This window comes from Variovorax sp. WDL1 (assembly GCF_001541225.1).
Classification (GTDB): Bacteria; Pseudomonadota; Gammaproteobacteria; order Burkholderiales; family Burkholderiaceae_C; genus Variovorax.
In genome coordinates this window covers 8,745-12,385 of record NZ_LMTS01000228.1, presented here as the reverse complement: position 1 = coordinate 12,385, position 3,641 = coordinate 8,745, and the positions used below count along the sequence as shown (strand labels likewise).

The 3,641-nt window shown below is 70.6% G+C and carries 2 protein-coding genes; both read right to left on the bottom strand.

The features are described 5' to 3' along the window. Window positions 1-2,888: non-ribosomal peptide synthetase (locus tag APY03_RS44640; protein WP_232324443.1), on the bottom strand; the 2,888-nt coding region annotated here is incomplete at its 3' end. Then, window positions 2,885-3,641 (bottom strand): aminotransferase class III-fold pyridoxal phosphate-dependent enzyme (locus APY03_RS44635; protein WP_232324442.1); only part of this gene is annotated, 757 nt, incomplete at its 5' end. The genes APY03_RS44635 and APY03_RS44640, both read right to left, overlap by 4 nt.

Sequence of the window (3,641 nt, the reverse complement as noted above, 5' to 3'; positions counted from 1 at the left end):
ACGTGCTGCGGCACCATGTACTGCGGCAGGCGGCTGCGCAGATGGCGGTCGAGCGCGGCCAGGTCGACGCCGGCGCCCGGTGAGACGGCCAGGTAGGCGACCAGGCGCACGTCGCCCGGCTGGTCCTCGCGGGTGATCACCACGCTGCGCACCACACCCTCCACCTCGTTGCAGCGCGCCTCGATCTCGCCAAGCTCGATGCGATAGCCGCGCACCTTCACCTGGAAGTCGAAGCGGCCCATGTGCTCCAGCAGGCCGTCGTTGCGCCAGCGTCCGCGGTCGCCGCTGCGGTAGATCAGGGTCGGCACGCCGTCGATGGGCGTGGTGACGAAGCGCTCGGCCGTCAGCTCGGGGCGATCCAGGTAGCCCAGGGTCACGCCCAGGCCGCTGATGCAGATCTCGCCCGGTACGCCGATCGGGCAGGGCTGCAGGTTGGCATCCAGGATCCAGACGCCGGTGTTTGCCATCGGCTTGCCGATGGAGACGCCGCGCGCCGCGATGAGCGGGCGCTCCATCCGCCAGACGGTGGACCAGACGGTCGTCTCGGTCGGGCCATACAGGTTCCACAGCTCGCTGGTGCGGTCCATCAGTTCGAGCGAAAGATCTGCGGGCACCGGCTCGGCGCCGATCCAGGCGCGGAACCCGCGCGGACCCGACCACTGCGCGTCGAGCAGGAGCCGCCACATGCCGGGCGTGGCCTGCAGGATGGTGACGGCTTCGGATTCCAGCAGCGCGCGCAGGCGGTTGCCGTCCATCGCGACTTCGCGCTGCACGATCACGATCTCGGCGCCGGCGGCCAGCGGCAGCATGACCTCGGGCACCGCCATGTCGAAGGACAGGGTGGTGACGGCGGCCAGCCGGTCCTCGCGGCCGATGCCGGGCTCGCGCTGCATCGTCTGCATCAGGTTGGCGACCGCGCGGTGCGGCACGCACACGCCCTTGGGCTTGCCGGTGGAGCCGGAGGTGTAGATCACGTAAGCCACGTCCTCGGCCTGCGCGTCCTGCGCGCCTGGGGGCAGGGCGGTGGCGGGCTGGTCGAGCCAGGTGGCATCGGTGTCCAGCAACAGCACGCGCTCGGCCGCGTCCTCGCGCCATGCCTTGGGCGCGGCGGCGATGGTGGACGAAGTCAGCAGCAGGCCGAGCCTCGCATCCTCCGCGTAGTAGTCCAGCCGCGCTTGTGGAAAGGCCGGGTCCAGCGGCACGTAGGCCGCGCCGCTCTTGAGCACCGCCAGCAGGGCGACGAACATGTCGAAGCCGCGGTCCAGGCACAGGCCCACGCGTTCGCCGCGGCCCATGCCGCGCGCGCGCAGCGCGTGCGCCAGGCGGTTGGAGCGCTCGTCGAGCTCGCGGTAGCTCAGGCGCCGGGTGCCGTCTCGCAGGGCGGGGCGCTCGGGCTGGGAGGCCGCATGGGCCAGGAAGCCGGCGTGCATCAGCGGCGCGCCTTCGAGCGGGGTCGGCGCCGGCTGCAGGGCTGCCAGCGCGTGCGCCTTCGCGTCCGACAGCAGCGCGAGCCGTCCGACGGCCTGGGAGGGCTGGCGCACCACGTCGCGCAGCAGCTGCTCGTACATGTCCAGCCAACCGCGCACCGTCGCGTCGTCGTAGAGGTCGGCGTTGTACTGGGCCTCCATCTGCATGCCGCCCACCACCGGCGTGATGTTCAGGAACAGCTCGAAGTTCTCGTAGCGCCGGCCGATGGTGCTCTGCTCGACCTTGAGCTCGGGGAAATTGCCGTCGTTGGGCGCGGCATCGCGGTCCACGTTGAACAGCACGTTCACCAGCGGCAGGCGGCTGGGATCGCGCGGCACCGGCAGCTTCTTGAGCAGCGCGCCGTAGCCCAGGGTCTGGTGCTCGAAGGCGTCGAGCAGCGTGCTGGCGGACGTGCGCGCCAGCCGGTCGAAGGGGGCTTGCGCGTCGACCGCGACCCGGATCGGCAGCAGGTTGACGCAGTGGCCCACCAGCGAGGGCATGTCGCTCGGCATCTGGCCGGCGGCTGCGATCCCGATCACCAGGTCGTCCTGCGCCGTCAGGCGGTGCAGCATCGCCGCGAAGGCGCTGAACATGGTGGCGAACAGGCTGGTGCCGGCACTGGCGCCGAACTTGCGCAGCCCATCGATGAGCGGCTGCTCCAGCAGATGGTCGATGCGGTAGGCATTGAAGGTGCGCACCGGCGGGCGCGGGCGGTCCAGCGGCAGCTCCAGCACCGGCAGGCTGCCGCCGGCATAGCGCGAGAGCCAGTAGCCGATGTGGGCGTCCATCTCGGGGCTGTTCGCCTCCTGGGCTTCCCAGGCGGCATAGTCGGAGTACTGGGCGGCCGGCTCCAGCGCCGGGCCGGCGCCGATCTGCTCGGCGTAGAGCGCGCCAAGGTCCTGGCTGATCACGCCCCAGGACCAGCCGTCGCAGATCGCGTGGTGCGCGCTCAGCACCAGCACATGGTCGATGGACGACAGCCGGTAGAGCGCGGCGCGGAACAACGGGCCCTGCTCCAGGTTGAAGCGCTCGAGCACCACGGCCAGGCCGTCGTCCTCCAGCCGGCGCTCCTGCGCGGCTACGTCGAGCGTGCCCAGGTCATGCTCGGCCAGGACGACCGGGGCGGGCTCGCCGATCAGCAGTTGCGTGCCGTCCGGCGAGATGGTGGCGCGCAGCGACTCGTGGCGTGCCACGAGCCGGTCCAGCGCCAGGGCCAGCGCGGCCGTGTCCAGCACGCCCTTCAGGCGCAGGCGCATCGACTCGTTGTAGGCCAGCGAGGACTCCGGGCTCAGGCGATCGCCGAGCCAGACCTCGCGCTGGGCCTCGGTGGTGGGAACGATCCGCTCGATCAGGCCCGAGGCGAAGGGATCGAACTCCTCGGCGGTGTCTTCGGGAGCGAGGGTGGCGGCGACGGCGCTCATGCTTGGTACTTCGTGAACTTGCCCTGGGCCTTGGGGTCCGGCACGAACCAGGCGGGCTGACCGTCTTTGTCGCGTCCGAGGCGGGCGTTGGGCGTAGGAGGATGCGCCGGATCGAGCGCCATCCGGGGGGCCGCGCGGCGCGGCAGCAGCTCGGCTTCCTGCATCTCGGCGATCGATTCCTTGAAGGCCGACTTGATGGTCGCGATGTCCTGCTGTGAATGCGCGGTGGTCATGAAGCAGGGGAAGTTGTCCAGGATGTGCACGCCGCGGCTGCGCATCATCGCGAACAGCAGGTCCTGCAGCGGATGGTCTTCGAGCCAGCTCACGCGCCACAGCGACGAGAAGTAGCGGATCTCCAGTGGCGCGCCGACCTCGCGGCAGAAGGCCGTGAGCTCGTCGGCCATCGCCGCGGTGTGCAGGTTGAGCTGGGTCTGCAGCTTGTTGTTGTCCTGCTTGAGGTACTCCAGCGCGGCCTTGGAGGCGGCGAGCGCCAGCGGATGCCGCACGAAGGTACCGGCGAAGTAGGTCACGCCCACGGTCGGCACCGAGTCGTCGCCGTATTGCCAGGGGCCGCCGTCCAGCGCATCCATGTAGGTGCGCTTGCCGGCGATCACGCCGACGGGCATGCCGCCGCCCAGGACCTTGCCGTAGGTAGCCAGGTCGGCACGGATGCCGAACAGCGCCTGCGCCCCGCCCAGGTCGCAGCGGAAGCCGGTGATGACCTCGTCGAAGATCAGGCAGGACTCGGACTTC